Source organism: Clostridium budayi (assembly GCF_055396605.1).
In genome coordinates this window covers 2,018,433-2,036,509 of sequence record NZ_AP042456.1, presented here as the reverse complement: position 1 = coordinate 2,036,509, position 18,077 = coordinate 2,018,433, and the positions used below count along the sequence as shown (strand labels likewise).

The following is an 18,077-nucleotide window of genomic DNA, read 5'->3' as shown; positions in this document are numbered from 1 at the left end:
TCCTTTTTCTATATGCTAAAATATGTATATAAAAAAGAAAAGGAGAAAATCCATGAGTTGTATATTTTGTGAGTACAGTAAAGAAGAATACATAGCAGAAAATGATTTATGTTTTGCTATTTTTGATAAATTCCCTGTTAATGAAGGACACGCTCTTATTATTCCTAAGAGACATTTCCAAAATTATTTTGATGCAACAAAAGAAGAAATTGCAGCAATGTATGATTTATCTCACGAGGTAAAGAAGATTATTGATAAGAAGTACAGTCCAGACGGATACAATATTGGAGTTAATGTTAACCATGAAGGAGGTCAAACTATTATGCACCTTCATATGCACATTATTCCGAGATATAAAGGTGATATAGAAGATCCTAGAGGAGGTATTAGAAGAATCAAAAGACAACTTGTATTTTATGCAGGATAGATTAGGGGGAGAATGCTTTTGGCTATTAAAGAGGATATAAAAGAGATAGCTATTTCGGATATTAATAGTAAAGACATAGTTAGAAATAGAAACTGTATACTTGGTGGTGACGGTGATTTTTTAGTTTATAAATTAAGAGAAGCTTTTAAAAAGGCTAAGAAGGTTGACATAATTGTAGCTTTCCTTATGGAATCAGGTGTTAAGCTTCTTAAAAAAGATATTGAAGAGGCTGTTAAGAACAATTGCCAAATCAGAATTTTAACTGGTAACTATTTAGGGATTACTCAGCCACAAGCTCTTTATCTTATGAAGGAAATCTTAGGTGACAGTGCTAATATGGCTTTTTATAAGGAGAAGAATAGGTCTTTTCATCCTAAAGCTTACATATTTCACTATGAAGGTGATGATGGAGAAATTTTTATAGGTTCTTCAAATATTTCTAATTCAGCTTTAACTAAGGGAATTGAATGGAACTATAGATTAGAAAAATCACAAAATGAAGATGATTTTAATTATTTCTCAGATAGTTTTGAAGATTTATTTTTGAATGAATCTATTATTCTTAATGATGAGGAACTTAGAAGGTATTCTAAAAATTATAAGAAGCCTAAGATTAATAATATATATTCTGATGAAGAAGAAAAGGTTATTGAGATTTTTAGTCCTAGAGGTGCTCAGATTGAGGCTATTTATGAACTTAATAAATTAAGAAAAGATGGATATGAAAAAGGTATAGTAGTTGCAGCAACAGGTATTGGAAAGACGTATCTTTCAGCATTTGATTCTAAAGATTTTAATAAAATTTTATTTGTTGCACATAGGGATGAAATATTAAAACAAGCATATGATAGCTATAAAAATGTTAGAGGCGATAAATCTATGGGCTTTTTTATGAGTGGATCTAAGGAGTGCAATAAAGATATTATTTTTGCTTCAGTTCAAACTTTAGGGAAAGAAGATTATCTAAATGAAGAGTATTTTAAAAATGATTATTTTGATTATATAGTTATAGATGAGTTTCATCATTCAGTTTCTAATAATTATCAAAGGATTATAAATTACTTTAAGCCTAAGTTTCTCTTAGGAATTACTGCAACTCCAGAGAGAATGGATAATCAAGATGTATTTGCAGTTTGTGATTATAATGTTGCATATGAAATAAGACTTCCTGAAGCAATAAACAGGGGAGATTTATGTCCTTTTAGATATTATGGAGTATTTGATGAAACTGTTGATTATACAAGAATTCCACAATATAAAGGAAAGTTTAAAGAAAAAGAATTAGAAAAAGCACTTATGTTAGATAAACGTGCAAATCTTATTTTAAAGCACTATAGTAAGTTTAATTCTACAAGGGCACTTGGATTCTGTTCTTCAAAAAATCATGCTGAATATATGGCAAAGTATTTTAATGATAATGGAGTAAAAGCTTGCGCAGTTTATAGTTATTCAAATAGTGAAAATTCATTAGATAGAAAAGAGGCAATAGAAAAACTTACAAAAGGTGAATTAAATATAGTATTTTCTGTTGATATGTTTAATGAGGGAGTTGATATAAAATCTATTGATATGGTAATCTTTTTAAGACCTACAGAATCACCTACAGTTTTCTTGCAACAGTTAGGTAGGGGTCTTAGAAAAGCTAAAGGAAAAGATTATGTGAATGTACTAGACTTTATAGGTAACTTTAAAAAAGCAGGTATGATTCCAAAATTACTTGGAGGAACTAGAGTTTCAGGAACAAGAAATGGAGAAAATCCTAATAGCTTAGAATACCCTGAAGACTGTTTAGTCGATTTTGATTTTAAATTAGTAGATTTTTATAAAGAGATTTATAAGAGAGAAACTAATTTTAAAGATAGACTTAAAGAAGAGTTTGAAAGCATAAAAGAAGATATAGGTCAAATTCCAAGTAGAGAAGAGTTTATAAAAAATATAGATAATGACTTCTATTTAGAAATAAGAAAAAAAGATAGGAAGTTTAATCCACTTAAGGATTATTTAAAATACTTAAAAGAGATTAGTGAGATAAGCTATGAAGAAGAAAAACTTTTAGATACAGTAGCTTATAACTTTATAAACTATATAGAAACTACAGAGATGTCTAAAACTTATAAGATGCCAATACTTTTAGCATTTTATAATAAAGGAGATTTTAAGCTTAGAATAAATGGAGAGGATATTTATAAATCGATGAAAGAATTCTATGAAAATCCATCTAATGGGCAAGACCTTTTAGCTTCAAAAAGTACAAAAGACTATAAGAATTGGGATAAGTCAAAATATATTAAAAAGGCAAAAGAAATGCCACTTAAAGCACTTATGAATACTGGTGGTGAATTCTTCAAAATGGATGAAGAGGAATTTGTACTTACAGATAAATTAAAGGATTTTATAAATAATGAAAGTTTTAAAGCAAATGTATTAGATGCTATAAATATGAGAGTTATAGAGTTTTATAAAAATAGGAATTATAAATTCCAAGGAGGAAAATAGGATGAAAGTTTACGATAAATTAGTTAGAGATAAAATTCCAGAGATAATAAAAGAAGCAGGAAAAATACCTACAACAGAAATTATTTCAGGAAAATTAAAAGAAGAATACTTAGAGAAAAAGCTAGAAGAAGAGGTTAATGAATACTTAGAAGATAAAAACTTAGAAGAATTAGCAGATGTAATGGAAGTCCTTTTTGGACTTGCAAACCACCTAGGATATTCAGAGGAAGATCTTTTAAACAAGAGAGTTGAGAAGAAACTCGCTAGAGGTGGTTTTAAGGAAGGAATAATTTTAAAAGAAGTAAAATAGACAAATAAGAGCTATGCCGTTTTAGGTATAGCTTTTTATTTAGCACATTAATATCCATATATTCCAATATATTGTATAATGAGTATTATAAAGGAAAATGGATTCCTGAGGAGAGTTATTAATTAAAAATAGAAAAATAAATAATTTTATATACATAATAGGTAATATTTTTGTAATAAGTCCTCTTTAAAATAGAATTATAGAAATATTTGGGAGGGGTTTATATGAAAGGGAAGAAAATAGCACTTACAATAAGCTTAATAATGGGATTTAGTATTATGTTTAGTGGATGTAGCACTGAAAAGACTATAGTACTAGATACTAATATTAAAGAAATTAATAATGTTGGATCAAATATAAAGGAAGAAATTATTAATTTAGACTTAGAAGACAATGAATTATTTACACCACATTATATTGAGGGAGACAAAATATATGGAGTATTTAGTTTAAGTAGTAAAACTGGAGTTGGACATGGGACAAGCAAATATTTAATAGATGGAAGTTTTAAAGAAAATTATTATACTTTAGATAAAAGTGGTAATTTATCAGAAAGTAAAAGAAAACCTGCTATTTATGAAACGAAAAGTGATATGGACATAAAAGGGGTAGGACAGTATGATTCTTTAGACAACATAATATATAAATATAATAATAAAACAGGTAAGAAAGAAGGGATTGGTAAGCTAGATAAAGCAATTGAAGAAAAAGTAAAAGGGAATTATTTACCACAAGCTCAAACTATAGAAGGAAATGAAAACTATGCCTATATTATGGAGTGCGAAGAGAAAGTAACTTATGAAGATGATTCTAGAGGTGAAGATAAGTTACTAAGGCTAGACATTATAAATCTTAAAGATAATAAAAAGTATACTTATAAAGGCAAAGAGATTTCAAGGATAGATGATATTGTCTATAGTAAAATTACAGAAAAATTTTATGCATTAGATAATACTGGAGTTCTTTATGACGTTAGTTTAACAGGAGATGAAATTAAGTTTAAAAAAGAAAGTAAAATAGATAAGAAAGATGTAATGATATTCGAATCATATGGGATATCCATAAATAGTAATGGTGAAATTGTTATTTTAAATATATATGGTCAAGGGAAAACATTAGCAATAATATATAATCCAGAAACAAAGAAAAGTAGTTATATAGATAAAGGCGAAGGTGAATCACTATATATAGCAAAGCATTGGAATGGTAGTAATAAAGTAATATTAGCTAAGCAAAATGAAAATGGAATTTCTGATATTTATGTTGGAGAACTACAAAGTGAATCAATAAAAATATATAAGAAGTTAAATATTAAATTAGAAGATGGGGAAAAATCAAAGGTTTCAGCAGCAATAATGAGTGAGGATGGTAAAAAGATTTTAGTAAGAACTAAAATATATAAGGAAAAAGATAATAAATACGTTGATTACAGATATCAATTTAATTTAATAGAAATAGGTTAAAGAAAGAGGATGGGAGCATAATGGATAAAAGGGTTTTAATTGTTGAGGATGAAATTAGTATAAATGATATATTAAAAAGAGCTTTAAGTAAAGAAGGATATATAATTAAATCAGCATATAATGGAAAAGAAGCTTTAGAATATATTAAAAGTTTTAAACCACATTTAGTTCTCCTAGATATTATGCTTCCTGATACTACTGGATTTGAGCTTGCAAAAGTAATAAGTGAAACTGCATACGTTATTATGATAACGGCTAAAAATGATATTACAGACAAGCTTAATTGTATGGAACTAGGAGCAGATGATTATATAACTAAGCCTTTTGACATAAGAGAAGTTAAGATGAGAGTAAAAATAGTTCTAAGAAGAAAGGAAAAGGTTATAAATACAGATAAATTATGAATATTTATAGATGAAGAAAGTAGATCTGTTATTAAAGATTCAAAAAATATAGATTTAAATAGAAAAGAATTTGATTTATTAAACCTTCTATATAGAAACAAAAATAGAGTTTATTCAAGATCAGAACTATTAGATAAAGTATGGGGAATAGATTTTGAAGGGGAAGATAGAACTGTAGATGTACATATTAGGAGGATAAGGAGAAAGCTTGGAGAAGATAGAGAAAATTCATCAATTGAAACAATATTTGGTGTTGGATATACAATGAGGTAATGTATGAAAAGGTCAATAAAAAAGAAGTTAATTCGTGCAATTGGAATTATAATTATAATTTCTAGTAGCTTAGGATTAATAGGAATATATTCTATTGTAAATAAAAATGAAGAGAATTATATAGCCGAGGATATAAGTAATGTTGCAGATTTCTCTAAAAACTATATTTATACAGAAAAGATTCTAAGGGAGATTAAAAATCCATTTAATTTAGCAAATACAATAAATAATTTATTTGATGTGTATGTTTTTATTAATTTAGAAAATGAAGTAGCATCAAGTGGAAAGCTTTTATCAAATAAGCAGATTGAAAGTTTTAAATCAGAAAATGATAAAACAAAGAGTAAATTAAATTTATATAAAAAATACAATTCTATGGTAGGAACCTTATATTATCCAATCTATATAGATGGTGAATATTATGGTGATTTAATTTTGCAGAAAGATTATTCTAAGATACATATTTTAAATAGAACTATTATATTTGGTGTAGCAATTATTCTAATTTTAATTGCATTAATATTAATACTTTTAATTTACTTTATTATTAGAAAAACAATTAAGCCGTTAGAAGAGTTAACTAAAGCAATGGTAGCGTTTGGAAATTATGAGGAAATAGAATCTTTAAAGGCTGAAACTAATGATGAAATAGGTGAACTTACAATAGAATTTAATAACATGAAAGATAATATATTAACTCTTCAAGATGCATCAAAAGAATTCTTCAATAATGCGACTCATGAGCTTAAAACACCATTAACAGTTATAAGAGGATATACTCAGTTATTAGAAGATGAGCTTGAAGATGAAGATTCAGTATCAATGCTAAATAGTTATGACATTTTTAATAAGCTTGATAGTAAGATATGTACAACATATAGGACTAGCACAGAGAAGATAGCTACTCAAACTACAAAGACAATAGAAAATCTATAAGAAATCAAATTAGAGTCTAAAAAAATGTTTGATAGCTACTTCAACAGAAAGAAGTTTATTGATTATTTAATATATGCAAACCTAGCAATAACATCGATTTTATTACTAATTTTAAGCTATGTGATATTCATAAAAAATAGTGGTATAAAGCAATAGAACTTACAGTCCCTTTTTTATTTTTAAAAAGGGACTATAAGCTCTATTGCTTTTCTTTAATAAATATATTTACTAAGGATAATACAGCTATTATTACCAAAAATATTAGTCTTAACCATTCTAAATAAACCCCATTATCCCCACCTAAAAGCTTATCTGGAGACAGATTGTGTTCATCAACAAATATAGCTATATTTACAAATGTTTTATATGATATCAGTAATGAAATACTACTTAAAATTAAAATTATTATATTTGCAATTTTTTTTTTCATACTTAGTTATATCCTCACTATGATTGATTTGAATTATTTAATTAAAAATTTTGATAGTTCTTCTTGAATTTCAGATAAATCACTATTTTCAAAATCAAAACTAATAGACTTTTGAATCTTACCATTATTAAATTTAATTAAGGTTGGTACTGAAGTTATATTGTATTGTTCGAGAACAGTATCAAATTTATATATTACTAACTCATTACTAAGTTCTAATTCTTTACTAATTAATTTATTAATATTCTGACAATGCGGACATGTATCTCTACCAAAATAAATAATACCCTCTATTTTAAAATTTAATAATTCATCTATATCATCTATTTTTTCAGTAAAATTATCAACTTCATTTGTATCTAAATTTAAATTAACTTTATTTAAATTATTACTTTTAACTTCTTCTTTATTATTTAACAATAAAATGGATACTACTATCAGTATTGAAACTATACTAAATGTAACTTTTCTATTCATAAAATTCCTCTTTAATTATATTAAGGATTACATCCCTTTAAAACTACATAAGCATAGCTAGCTGCATATCTGTGAGGTTCTAAATTCCAATATTGTTTACTTTCAGCATGCCAAAAATGACATTCAAATTGCCATCTCATTGTAGTCGTATTTTTCCAGTATGGACTACTTCCAAAACCGTGTCTTGTGTGAGATAAAACACGCCAAGCCTCGTCTCTTACTGTTCTACTTGTTCTCACATCAGATTTAGGGTCAACACTTAATGATACAACCCCGTCTCTAGTAATCCAAGCACCATAATTAAAATAATCTGCAATTGGATAAAAGCCTCTTGGCATTGCTACCTGTTTTATAGTGTAGTTATAATCAGCTAATTTTGTTCCATCATCAAAAACTATATTTTCTAAGAAGTCATCTCCTTTAGTATTAAACATTACTTCCACTTCTACTTTTGTTTTTTTAGTTTATTGTATTAGCTGATGCAATTGTTGTATTTATCAACAAAATTGCTAACATTATACTAATAAACTTTTTAAATCTCATAAAAAATCCCCCCTAAATTATATTAAAATTCAATAATATTTTAACATAATTTAACTTTTTTGTCATTTTTATTAAAAGATTTATTGTAGATTGAAAAATATTATAAATTAGCTTTTCTTTCTTACTTAAGAATATAGAAAATGAAACTGGAAAGATGAATGATCTTATACAAAATATTTTAACTTTATCAAAAGTAGAAATGCCTTTAAATATAGAAAAAGAAGAAATAAATATAAAGCATTTAATAGAAGATATATTAAATCTATTTAATGGTGTTATTAAATTAAATAATTATAAAATTAATTTAGATTTAGAAGATATTAATATAGTTAGTATTAAAGAGGATGTAAGAACAATAGTGTCAAATTTAATAGATAATGCAATAAAATATTCAGAAGATAATGTTATAAATATAAAATTAACTTCAAAGAGTTTAGTAATATGTAATAAATGTGGGATTATAAACGAAGATATAAAAGATAGGTTATTACATCCATTTATTAAAGGAGAAGATTCTAAAAAACATGTTAATGGCACTGGATTAGGGCTTTATTTGTGCAAGAAAATTGGAGAAAAGAATAATTTAAAATTGACATATAATATAAATAAAGAATGGATTAGCTTTAAATTAGAATTCTAAGAGATAAATATTAGTATATATAATAAAATGTTTTACAATAAGGGTAAACTATTATAAAATGTTAAATAATATAATGAGAATATAGTTTTATTGTAGAGGAGAAATAATATGGAAAAAAGACAATACATTTGTCCAAAGTGTGGAAATGATCATTACGAATCAGACCAGTTTCAAGCAACAGGAGGAAATTTTGCAAAAATCTTTGATGTGCAAAATAAGAAGTTTGTAACAATAAGTTGTACAAGATGCGGATATACAGAACTATATAAAGCAAGAACTTCAGAAGGTTTAAATATATTAGATTTCTTAATGGGCTAATATAAGTTTTAATTAAAAGAAAAGGCTAAGTGATAACTTAAGTTATTATTTAGCTTTTTTTTATAAAAATTATTAAGGATTTTATTATGATATAATTGATTTAGAATATTTTGCTAAGGGAGATGAAAACATGTCTATAATATCAACAGTATTTTTACCAGAAGGAATCGCAATGGCAGCAGATAGCAGATTAACTGGATTAACAACACATAAAGATGGTACAAAAGACAGAAGAATATTAAGTGATAGTTCTCAAAAATTATTTTTAATAAAGAATAATACTATTGGTATATCTTGTTGTGGTGATGCAAGAATAGCTGGTAAGTCTGTAGGAGATTTTATAAGAAGTTTTGAGATAGATGAAGTTAAAGAGGAAGATACTATAAAGGATATAGTAGAAAAGTTAGTTAAATACACTATTAAAAGCCATGGAAAAGGCGTTATATACCATGTGTGTGGATACTATAAAGATGAGCAGTATGTTTACAATATAAAAGATGATGAAATAATAAGACCTAATTTAAATAATAATAAAATCGTTGCAGGAGCATCTTGGGATGGAGAGAGCAATATTTTAATGAATTTAATTGGAGCAGAAAATGGAATGAAAATAGATTGGCAGTTTATGCAATTAAAAGATGGAATTGATTTTGCAGAGTTTATGGTTGATATGACTATAAAAACTCAAAGATTTGGTATAGCACTTGCAACATGTGGAGGTCCTATAGATATTTTAGTTATAACTAGAGATTATACTAAATTTATAAAGCACAAAATTTTAAATCCATAAACTAAATAAAATTTTATAAATAAGGGTGATTGAGGATATGGACAAGGAAGATATTGTAGGGGTAAGTATACTTGGAATAATAATCATAATAGTATCAGCTATTTTAAGTTATATTATTGTAGAAAAAATAAATTATAATGCAGAAATAAAAAATGAGCAGATTAATTTAAATAATATAATATATAATAGCGGACAAAATAATAACAATTATAATACTAATTCTACAGAATATAATTATAGTAAAAATCAAAATTATAATAATGATGTAGATAGAATTATATTTCATAGTGTAAATGGAAATGGAGAAGTTAAACTACCAATTAAATATAAAAATAATTATACAATATATAAAGATAATTTTTATGTAACAAACAACAAAAGAGAAACTTATATAAAGATTCCTGATGATGATTATTTAAATTATGCGAAAATAAGTGAATATAAGAACGATATAGATGAAAGTAATTTATATATAAAAGGTAATAGAATTTCTATTATATATGGAGGAAGAGGCTCTCAAAATATTAGTGTTATGACTTCAGATGATGGAGGCAAAGCATTTGGAATAACTACAATATCAAATACAGCTAATCATGATTTAAAAAATGGATATAAGAAAATGTATATAGATTTTTTAGGTGATGGAAGAAATGGCTATGTAGCATTAATAGATAAAGATGGAAAGAAACTATTATATAGAACTGTAAATGATGGTGCAACATGGGACAAGGTTGAGGAAGGTGATGAATTGTATAAAACTATAATTAATCACTTTAAGCTTTAAGGGGAGTGTATTAAATATGATTAAAAATTGGAAGCTTAGATTTATTTTATATATACTAGAAATCTTTTTACTACTTTTTCAAGGAATAACTCTTATACTTACACTGAAAGATTATTACTTAATATATGATTTTATATTTTATGTTGTAAATTATCTTATTTTAATTATTTTTTGCTTGCTTATAAGTAAAGGTAAAATAATTAGATATATCCTTTATGGAATAGCTATAGCGCTTATTACAGCTAATACTGTATTTTTTTATTTTATGGGTAATGTAAATTTAATAGTTAGTAAATCAGAAAATAATAAATATGAAGTTATTTTAAAAGAATATAAGCATATGAATTATAATACAGTTAGACTTAAAAGAAGATGGCTTATATATGGTAAGAAAGTCCAAACATTTGAAGGAAGTTATAATTTAAAATTCATTGAGGAAAATAATTATAAAATCACATGGGATAATGACCAAGCAATTATAACTTATAAAAAGTATGATGGTGGAATTGGAGTTAGCATAGTAAGTTTTAGGAAAGATAATTATATAAGTTATCAAAATGTTACTCCAGCACTAGAAGGCAAATGGATAGATAAGAGTAATAAAAATAATAATATAATATTTAATCAAGGAAAAATTATATATACAAAGGATGAAAAGCTATATTATTATAGTTTCCAAGATGCAGTTCAATATGGTGTTGATGCAATCCTAGTAAATGGTGGATATGATAAACCAACCTTTGCAGTATTACTAAATAGTAATTGTAAGATTGGGGAAAACTGTTTATTAAATGATGATGCAACAATTAGCATTTATAATATAGGTTTAGAGGATAATAAAAGAAGTGTTTATTATAAAGAATAAATTTATGGAGTAGAGATATTATGAGAAATATTTTAATTATAGTTGACGGGGATAACGATGATGCTAGATTAAAAGAGGAAATAGTTAATGAAATAAGGAACTATTTTAAGAACGATTATAATACTGACTTTATATATTTAGATAAAATGAATTTAAAGGGATGTTTAGGGTGTTTTAAATGTTGGACTAAGACACCAGGAGAATGCATAATCAAAGATGATAATGAGATAAAAAATAGGTTATTTATAGAAGCAGAGTATGCAATATTTGTCTCAAAAATAAGTTATGGTATGTATTCAGCATCTTTTAAAGTTGCTCTAGATAGAATAATACCGAATATTTCGCCTTTTTTCAAAATAATAAATGGTGAAATGCATCATAGGAAAAGATATAATAAAGATTTTAAAATACTCACTATAGGTTATAGTTCTAATTTATTAATAGATGAAAAGAAAACATTTGAAGAGATAGTTAAAAGGAATATGATTAACCTTCATAGCAAAAATAATAGAATTTTATTGCTAGAAAGTTGTGATGATTTAGGAAAGAAGATCTTTAATGAATTAGAATTATTTTGTGAGGTGAATTAGTTGAAAAATATTATTTTAGTAAATGGAAGTCCGAAGTGTAAAAAAAGTTGCAGTAATTATTTATTAGAAACAATAAAGGAAAATATAAAAAAAGATAATAATATCTCGGAACTTATAATAAATGATAATAGAATTAAGAAAGAAGAGAAGTTTAATACCCTAGTTAATTCTGATGTAATAATTATAGCATTTCCACTATACGTAGACTGTCTTCCAGCTTGTGTGATAGGTTTGTTACAGGAGTTTGAAAATTATTTAAATAATAAAAAAATCAAAAGAGAAATTATTTTATATGGAATAGTTAATTGTGGTTTCTTTGAAGGAGAACAAAATAAATACGCTCTTAAAGTACTTGAAAATTATACTAATCATATAAGCTTTTTAACATATGGTGGTGGCCTTGGAATTGGAGGAGGCGCATTCTTAGGGGGAAGACAGAGTATTCCATGGCAAGCTAAAATAAAGTTAGATGTAAAGAAAAATTTAGATATATTATGTGAAGCTATAGATAAAAAAGTTATACTTAAAGATAATATTTATACTAATATAAATATGAATAAAAATTTGTATTCTATGGCAGGAAGTTTTGGTTGGATAAGTGAAGGAATAAAAAATAAAATTTTTATAAAAGGTTTATTTAATAGACCGTATAATAAAGATGCAAAATAAAAAAAATAAGGTTACTAAAATACTTTTAGTAACCTTAATTTTTATTTTTTCATTGATTCAATAACATTTTTAACAAATTCTTCGTTAGTAATTGATATATCTTCATTGTTTAAAAGTAATTCAATTTCATACTTATAAGGTGGTACAGATTTTTTAGCATTGTCTGGTAATTTAACATAAGGTGTTTCTAATATTTTTGGAACTTCAATAAAATCAGGGTGATGTACAACATATCTTAAAGCTTTAAAACCAACGTTACCAAAACCTATATTTTCATGACGATCTTTTTTAGCTCCAAGTACGTTTTTACTATCATTTAAATGGAATACCGATATTTTATCTTTACCGATAATTTTATCAAAGTCATTCATTACACCATCAAAGTTATTAACTATATCATAGCCACTATCATTTGTATGACAAGTATCAAAACATACTCTAAGTTTATCATTATAAGTAACTCCATCAAAAATTCTAGCAAGTTCTTCGAAGTTTCTTCCAATTTCAGTTCCTTTACCTGCCATAGTTTCAAGAGCTATATTACATTTTGTATCTTTAGTTAATACTTCGTTTAATCCAGTTATTATTTGTTTTATACCAGCGTCTGTTCCAGCACCAACATGAGCACCTGGATGAAGTACGATTGTATTACTTCTTAAAGCTTCTGTTCTTTCAAGTTCTAATCTTAAAAAGTCTACTGCAAGTTCAAAAGTTTCTGGTTTCACAGTATTTGCAAGATTAATTATATAAGGAGCATGAATTATAATATCATTAATATTATGTTCTTTCATGTATTCCCATCCTGCATCAATATTAAGCTCATTTATATCTTTACGTCTAGTATTTTGAGGAGCTCCAGTATATATCATAAAAGTATTTGCTCCATAAGATGCAGCTTCCTTAGCTGATCCAAGTAGCATTTCTTTTCCACTCATTCCAACGTGAGATCCAATTTTAATCATAAATTTTCTTCCTTTCTTAAAAAAGTATAGTTTTAAACTATTATACTTCTAATATTACTCTAATTAAAAGTCTTTATTAAAAAATAAATACAATTTTTTAATAAAATTTAATATACTGAAAGTCTATGGTAAATATTGTATAATAAAATTATAAATTATTAAGCTCTGGGGGTGTTGATATGATAATAAGAAGAATAAAATTAGAAGATGCAGAGAAGTTTTTAAATATGTTAAAGCAATTAGATAAAGAAACAAAATATATGCTTTATGAAGAAGGTGAAAGAAATTCTACTATAGAAGATATGAAGGAAAGATTAACTAAACGAGAAGATAATACGAAACATATAACTTTTATTGTTGAAGATAATGGGGAGATTGTAGGTTTCTTATCAGGGGACAGGGGCTTAGTTAATAGAATTAAACATAGTGCTTATGTAGTTATAGGAATGTTAGAGCCTTATAGAGGCAAAGGGATAGGTGTGGCCTTAATTGAAGAACTTTTTAAATGGGCAAGAAATAATAAAATAGTTAGATTAGAACTTACAGTTGTAAAAGATAATAGATATGCAGTTAATTTATATAAAAAGATGGGCTTTAAAGTTGAGGGAATAAGAGAAAAGGCTATGATAGTTGATGGTAAATATGTAGATGAATACTATATGGGAAGAATTTTATAGTTAACTATTAGTTTAAAATTGTTTAAATAAATATGTGATTTGAATCAATTTTTTAAATTAAGTGGAGGAGTATACTTTAGAAGAGAATATTTAATTTTAAATATTGATTTGGGAGGTAATATTTATGAAAAAGGCAATGATTGTTGCGCTAATAGGTATAATAAGTGCGGCTTTATTAGTTGGTTGTGGAGCTGCTAATAAAAAAGATGAAACAGCTACAAATAATCAAACACAAACACAAGAAAATAATAAGAATGATAAAAGTGAAGTAGCAGAATATAATAGTGGAACATATGAAGTGGGTAAAGATATACCAGCTGGAGAATATCTAGTATTAGGAGATAACGTAAATAAGGAAGTTGAAACTTCAATATTACAAACTAAAGATACTAAAAAAGAAGATGCATTATATGATGAGTCTGTTTATGGTCCAGTTTATGTAACAGTAGAAAAAGGACAATATTTAAATGTAGAAAACGGTAAAATATTCGAAATAGAAAAAGCACCATCTAATACACCGAAAGATAAAGTATACAAAGATGGTATGTATAAGGTAGGTAGAGATATAAAGGCAGGAACTTATGAAGTAAAAGCAACTAAAGATGATGGTGAAGTAGAAATATATAAAGATAGTAAACACACTAAAGATAGTTTAATATCAAAGAAAGAATTTAAAAATACTGAAAAGATAACAGTAAAAGACGGAGAATATATAATGCTTGAAGATGCAGAAATAACTGTTAAATAAAATTTTTTTAGATAAATTAAAAGCAGTTACCAATTAAAGCTATTTAAGTTTCAATTGGTAACTGCTTTATTATATTTATAAGGTTTTAATTATAATAAGTTTAAATAGGCATATATTATAAAAATGATTATATAAAATGCTATTTTACTTATATTGTAAAAAACTTTTAAATATTTATTATATAACTTAATAAATACCTTTTATATAATAAAAATTTGTTGTAAAATTAATTGAAATAAGTTATAAGCATTTAAATAAAACTATTAAATTGAACTTATTTAATAAATAATATCAACATAATGATAAAGGAAAAGAGGGAACGAATATGAATAATGAAATAAATACTGATTTATTTGCTAGAGACCTTACAACATTAATGGAAGAGCTTAACGTTGTAAAGATGATAAGTAAATTTGGAGAAGATTACGACAATGTAAGAAAATCAATCAATAACCAAAGAGATAGAGATATGTTTAGACTAGCTGAATATGTTACTATATCTGAATTAGTAAGTAAGAAACTAGGAATATATTCAGTTAGAGTATTTGAATGTATGAATAAATTATTCCGTACTTTTACTGCAAGCCAAGAAAGAATATTTAAAACATTAACAGCAGATTGTGAAGCAAGAACATTATTAATAGAAGACTTAATAGGCGATAAAACTATAGAAGAAGTTTATGAATCTATAAAGAATGAACCAAGCTTCATAGAATTATGTGATGCTTTAAGAAATGTTTATATAGCTTAATACATATATATAATATTTAAACATAATATTTATATAAAAAAGCCCTAACAGAGAGATGTTAAGGCTTTTTTAATGTGTAAAAATAAATATAATTTTATCTTTGTGATAAAATAGGAGTATGTTAATTTGCTATACATAGTATGAGTATTGTATTATTGTGTAGAATATAATTTTAAAATAAATAATAAGGTGTGGAGATATGGAAGATTTAAAGAGCGCAATTAGTGAAATTACAAAAGAAGAGATTATAAAAGTAGTTATTAGCAATAAAATCAATAAAGATGTTAAATATAAAAAAATAGTGTTTGCTTTAAAGGAAAAAGCTAATAAAGAATACTATCAAATAGAAAAATATACTGATAAACAAGTTTTTCATGAAAATATAGAAAAGGGAGCTTTAGAAGAAAAAGTATTAGAGTGTTTAGAGAATAATTATAAACAATTAACAGCTTGGTCAGATGAAGCTACTTTAGATTTAAAGATATCTAAAAAAGGAAAAATATTATTAAATAAAAAGAAAAGCGATAATAAAAAGCTTGTTAAAAAAGAACACAATAAAGAAAAAAATTACATATTAAAAGAGGGGATGATAATAGAACCTCTTATAGACCTTGGAGTATTTACAAAGGAAGGAAAGGTTGTTAATTCAAAATATGATAAATACAAACAAATAAATAGATTTGTAGAAATAATTGATGACGAAATTAAAAAGAATGATTATAAAGATCTTACTATATTAGATTTTGGATGTGGAAAGTCTTACTTAACATTCGTATTATATTATTACTTTGTAAAAATTAAAAAGATAAATGTTAAGATGATAGGATTAGACCTTAAAGAAGACGTAATAAAGAAATGTAATGATATAGCAAAGAGATATAATTATGAAAATCTTCATTTTGAACTTGGAGATATAAATGGATTTAAATATAACAATAAAGTAGATATGGTTATTACATTACATGCTTGTGACACAGCAACAGATTATGCTTTATATAACGCAGTAAAATGGAATACTAAAATGATATTCTCTGTTCCATGTTGCCAACATGAATTTAATCATCAAATGAAAACAGATGATTTCTCTATTCTTACAAAGTATGGAATAGTTAAAGAAAGAATTGCAGCACTTATGACAGATTCTGTTCGTGCAAATCTTCTTGAAGCAGTAGGATACAAAACACAACTTTTAGAATTCATTGATATAGCACATTCTCCTAAAAATATTTTAATTAGAGCATCAAAAAGTAAAATATCAAAAGATAAAAAAGAAAAAGTTTTAAATGAAGTTAATTCATTAATAAATGAATTTAATTTTAGTCCAACATTATATAATTTATTAAAGGAAGATAAGTTAATTTAATAAATAAAAACTATATTTTAAACTAGGTATAAAATGAGTATTGTTAAATTAATAATACTTATGATATAATAATTATTATTAGTTAGAAATGAGGTAGAATTTTATGGGAAATAAAGTTACTTTAATATATGAAAACGGCGAATATAGTGTATCTATTAATGATAAATTAATAAGTGTAAATAAGCATATGGAAAATGCAATTGAAAGATTCACTCAAGTAATAAGTGATAATGAAATAATACAAGGAACATCATGGGAAACTATGATGAAAGAATTAGAAAATATAAAAGATTCAAGATTAGTAATTGATAGAGAATATAAAACATTAACTTTTGAAAATTTAAAATATTTCTATAGTACAGGAAAAGTATTTAATATGGAAAATGGAAAGATGCAAGCTTTAATAGGTGGGTATCATTTATTCTCTTTCATAGTTAAGATGGTAGAAGGCGGATATATTAATAATTACTTAGATGTCTTAGATTTCTGCAAAGAAATATTAGAACAAAAAGTACCATATAGAACATCAGAAACTAGTCTTATAGTGTCTGACCCAGGATTTAATTATGGATCAGCAGAATATAATTTTGTTAGTGGAAAGATAAACAAAGGTGCCACTATAGAAAAGGCAAGTTTTGATACATTTAAAGAATATGTACTAAACTCAATTAGATAATTTTTTAGGGACTACATTAAATTTATGTAGTCCCTTTTTTGTAATTTATTTCAGAGGATAAAGACTACTTTTATACACATAATAAAAATGTAATTTAAGTAGCTAAAGGAGTGATAATCTATGAAAAACAAGCCAGATGATAGAAGTAATAATGCCCACAGAATTCAAAATAATATTAGTGATACCATAGAAAATATTCATCTTGCAAACGAAATGATTGAAGTTACAGATGATGAAAAGACTAAAGAAACATTAATAGAAAAAAATCATAGAAGAGAAATTGCAGTAGATGCACTAAAGAAAGAACTTAAAGATGAAACAATAAATAAAGAAGTTCAAGAAAAGATGCATTAGGAATAAAATTTAATAGAAGTAAAATATATATTAATAAAAAGCACTATTCTTTAATGAATAGTGCTTTTTTGATATAATTGAATTAGCTTAGAAAACGAATACATAAAATTTTTTAAGTAATTTTAGGAGGG

The 18,077-nt window shown here is 25.5% G+C and carries 24 protein-coding genes; 20 read left to right on the top strand and 4 right to left on the bottom strand.

The window, feature by feature from the left end; translation table 11 throughout:
* The first annotated feature begins 52 nt into the window (after nt 1-52).
* The 7 genes from ACZ5TJ_RS09805 to ACZ5TJ_RS09775 all read left to right on the top strand — a co-directional run bounded on the left by ACZ5TJ_RS09805 (nt 53) and on the right by ACZ5TJ_RS09775 (nt 6,309).
* Nucleotides 53-427 (top strand): HIT family protein, encoded by a 375-nt coding sequence (locus ACZ5TJ_RS09805; RefSeq protein WP_464199249.1) that lies wholly within the window; start codon nt 53-55, stop codon nt 425-427.
* An 18-nt stretch (nt 428-445) separates the two neighbouring features.
* Complete coding sequence (locus ACZ5TJ_RS09800; RefSeq protein ID WP_464199247.1) at nt 446-2,923, top strand: DEAD/DEAH box helicase family protein; 2,478 nt, start codon at nt 446-448, stop codon at nt 2,921-2,923.
* A gap of 1 nt (nt 2,924) precedes the next feature.
* Entirely contained in the window at nt 2,925-3,233 is a 309-nt protein-coding gene (locus ACZ5TJ_RS09795) for a phosphoribosyl-ATP pyrophosphohydrolase (RefSeq protein ID WP_464199245.1), read from the top strand.
* Nucleotides 3,234-3,457: 224 nt separating this feature from the next.
* A complete protein-coding gene (locus ACZ5TJ_RS09790) occupies nt 3,458-4,696 on the top strand; it encodes a hypothetical protein (protein WP_464199243.1) in 1,239 nt (412 codons plus the stop codon).
* Between the two features lie 20 nt (nt 4,697-4,716).
* Nucleotides 4,717-5,100 carry a response regulator transcription factor gene (locus tag ACZ5TJ_RS09785; RefSeq protein WP_464199241.1) on the top strand — a complete coding sequence of 128 codons (384 nt, stop codon included), beginning with the start codon at nt 4,717-4,719 and terminating at the stop codon, nt 5,098-5,100.
* Entirely contained in the window at nt 5,101-5,373 is a 273-nt protein-coding gene (locus tag ACZ5TJ_RS09780; protein ID WP_464202312.1) for a winged helix-turn-helix domain-containing protein, read from the top strand.
* Nucleotides 5,374-5,376: 3 nt separating this feature from the next.
* Nucleotides 5,377-6,309 carry a histidine kinase dimerization/phospho-acceptor domain-containing protein gene (locus tag ACZ5TJ_RS09775; RefSeq protein ID WP_464199240.1) on the top strand — a complete coding sequence of 311 codons (933 nt, stop codon included), beginning with the start codon at nt 5,377-5,379 and terminating at the stop codon, nt 6,307-6,309.
* 199 nt (nt 6,310-6,508) lie between these two features.
* On the opposite strand, the gene ACZ5TJ_RS09770 is transcribed toward ACZ5TJ_RS09775, so the two are convergent.
* The 3 genes from ACZ5TJ_RS09770 to ACZ5TJ_RS09760 are packed head-to-tail and all read right to left on the bottom strand — an operon-like array spanning nt 6,509 to nt 7,650.
* Complete coding sequence (locus ACZ5TJ_RS09770) at nt 6,509-6,739, bottom strand: hypothetical protein (protein ID WP_464199238.1); 231 nt, start codon at nt 6,737-6,739, stop codon at nt 6,509-6,511.
* Between the two features lie 33 nt (nt 6,740-6,772).
* Nucleotides 6,773-7,216 (bottom strand): thioredoxin family protein, encoded by a 444-nt coding sequence (locus ACZ5TJ_RS09765; protein WP_464199236.1) that lies wholly within the window; start codon nt 7,214-7,216, stop codon nt 6,773-6,775.
* Nucleotides 7,217-7,236: 20 nt separating this feature from the next.
* Complete coding sequence (locus ACZ5TJ_RS09760; protein WP_464199234.1) at nt 7,237-7,650, bottom strand: DUF2599 domain-containing protein; 414 nt, start codon at nt 7,648-7,650, stop codon at nt 7,237-7,239.
* A gap of 263 nt (nt 7,651-7,913) precedes the next feature.
* On the opposite strand from ACZ5TJ_RS09760, the gene ACZ5TJ_RS09755 reads away from it, so the two are divergent.
* The 7 genes from ACZ5TJ_RS09755 (at nt 7,914) to ACZ5TJ_RS09725 (ending at nt 12,415) form a co-directional block, all read left to right on the top strand.
* A complete protein-coding gene (locus ACZ5TJ_RS09755; RefSeq protein WP_464199232.1) occupies nt 7,914-8,399 on the top strand; it encodes a sensor histidine kinase in 486 nt (161 codons plus the stop codon).
* A gap of 108 nt (nt 8,400-8,507) precedes the next feature.
* Complete coding sequence (locus tag ACZ5TJ_RS09750; RefSeq protein WP_464199230.1) at nt 8,508-8,717, top strand: zinc ribbon domain-containing protein; 210 nt, start codon at nt 8,508-8,510, stop codon at nt 8,715-8,717.
* A 130-nt stretch (nt 8,718-8,847) separates the two neighbouring features.
* Entirely contained in the window at nt 8,848-9,507 is a 660-nt protein-coding gene (locus tag ACZ5TJ_RS09745; RefSeq protein ID WP_464199228.1) for a hypothetical protein, read from the top strand.
* 37 nt (nt 9,508-9,544) lie between these two features.
* On the top strand, nt 9,545-10,291 hold the full coding sequence (locus ACZ5TJ_RS09740; RefSeq protein ID WP_464199226.1) for a hypothetical protein: 747 nt from the start codon (nt 9,545-9,547) through the stop codon (nt 10,289-10,291).
* Nucleotides 10,292-10,307: 16 nt separating this feature from the next.
* Nucleotides 10,308-11,156 carry a hypothetical protein gene (locus tag ACZ5TJ_RS09735; protein ID WP_464199224.1) on the top strand — a complete coding sequence of 283 codons (849 nt, stop codon included), beginning with the start codon at nt 10,308-10,310 and terminating at the stop codon, nt 11,154-11,156.
* A 20-nt stretch (nt 11,157-11,176) separates the two neighbouring features.
* Nucleotides 11,177-11,746: a flavodoxin family protein gene (locus ACZ5TJ_RS09730; protein WP_464199222.1), complete on the top strand. Its 570-nt coding sequence runs from the start codon at nt 11,177-11,179 to the stop codon at nt 11,744-11,746.
* Complete coding sequence (locus tag ACZ5TJ_RS09725) at nt 11,747-12,415, top strand: hypothetical protein (protein ID WP_464199220.1); 669 nt, start codon at nt 11,747-11,749, stop codon at nt 12,413-12,415. It abuts the gene before it with no gap.
* Nucleotides 12,416-12,456: 41 nt separating this feature from the next.
* On the opposite strand, the gene ACZ5TJ_RS09720 is transcribed toward ACZ5TJ_RS09725, so the two are convergent.
* Nucleotides 12,457-13,377, bottom strand: a complete 921-nt coding sequence (locus ACZ5TJ_RS09720) for a deoxyribonuclease IV (RefSeq protein ID WP_464199218.1) — start codon at nt 13,375-13,377, stop codon at nt 12,457-12,459.
* Nucleotides 13,378-13,556: 179 nt separating this feature from the next.
* On the opposite strand from ACZ5TJ_RS09720, the gene ACZ5TJ_RS09715 reads away from it, so the two are divergent.
* The 6 genes from ACZ5TJ_RS09715 to tlp all read left to right on the top strand — a co-directional run bounded on the left by ACZ5TJ_RS09715 (nt 13,557) and on the right by tlp (nt 17,946).
* Nucleotides 13,557-14,054 carry an N-acetyltransferase family protein gene (locus ACZ5TJ_RS09715; RefSeq protein ID WP_464199216.1) on the top strand — a complete coding sequence of 166 codons (498 nt, stop codon included), beginning with the start codon at nt 13,557-13,559 and terminating at the stop codon, nt 14,052-14,054.
* Nucleotides 14,055-14,178: 124 nt separating this feature from the next.
* Nucleotides 14,179-14,802, top strand: a complete 624-nt coding sequence (locus tag ACZ5TJ_RS09710) for a hypothetical protein (RefSeq protein WP_464199214.1) — start codon at nt 14,179-14,181, stop codon at nt 14,800-14,802.
* 325 nt (nt 14,803-15,127) lie between these two features.
* Nucleotides 15,128-15,553: a hypothetical protein gene (locus tag ACZ5TJ_RS09705; RefSeq protein WP_464199212.1), complete on the top strand. Its 426-nt coding sequence runs from the start codon at nt 15,128-15,130 to the stop codon at nt 15,551-15,553.
* Between the two features lie 199 nt (nt 15,554-15,752).
* A complete protein-coding gene (locus ACZ5TJ_RS09700; RefSeq protein WP_224168019.1) occupies nt 15,753-16,916 on the top strand; it encodes a class I SAM-dependent methyltransferase in 1,164 nt (387 codons plus the stop codon).
* A 103-nt stretch (nt 16,917-17,019) separates the two neighbouring features.
* Nucleotides 17,020-17,592 carry a hypothetical protein gene (locus ACZ5TJ_RS09695; RefSeq protein WP_224168018.1) on the top strand — a complete coding sequence of 191 codons (573 nt, stop codon included), beginning with the start codon at nt 17,020-17,022 and terminating at the stop codon, nt 17,590-17,592.
* A gap of 120 nt (nt 17,593-17,712) precedes the next feature.
* Nucleotides 17,713-17,946: a small acid-soluble spore protein Tlp gene (gene tlp, locus ACZ5TJ_RS09690; protein WP_464199208.1), complete on the top strand. Its 234-nt coding sequence runs from the start codon at nt 17,713-17,715 to the stop codon at nt 17,944-17,946.
* The last annotated feature ends 131 nt before the right edge of the window (nt 17,947-18,077 follow it).